Origin of the sequence: Rugamonas apoptosis (assembly GCF_014042355.1) — a bacterium.
In the GTDB taxonomy this organism is placed as follows: domain Bacteria; phylum Pseudomonadota; class Gammaproteobacteria; order Burkholderiales; family Burkholderiaceae_D; genus Rugamonas; species Rugamonas apoptosis.
On the sequence record NZ_JACEZU010000072.1, the window covers coordinates 1 to 255 of the forward strand.

Sequence of the window (255 nt, forward strand, 5' to 3'; positions counted from 1 at the left end):
GCGATGCCGACGCGGCGCTTCTGGAACGTGCCCGGGTGAACCTCCACGTACACATATTCATAGCGCCCTTCCACGAACAGGCTGCTGTTGGGCAGTTGCACGGCCTTGTGGGCGCCATCGCGCGCCAAGAACGACACGCGGGCGAACATTTCCGGCTTCAGGCGCAGGTCGGCGTTATCCACCGCGCAGCGCACCTGGATGCGGTGGGTGATCGGGTCCAGCGTCTGCCCTACCCGCTCCACCCTGGCTGGAAAT

The 255-nt window shown here is 65.1% G+C and carries 1 pseudogene; it reads right to left on the minus strand.

The annotated features are described in order from the left end of the window. Positions 1–255: pseudogene (locus tag H3H39_RS27475) on the minus strand (efflux RND transporter periplasmic adaptor subunit); the annotation flags it as partial.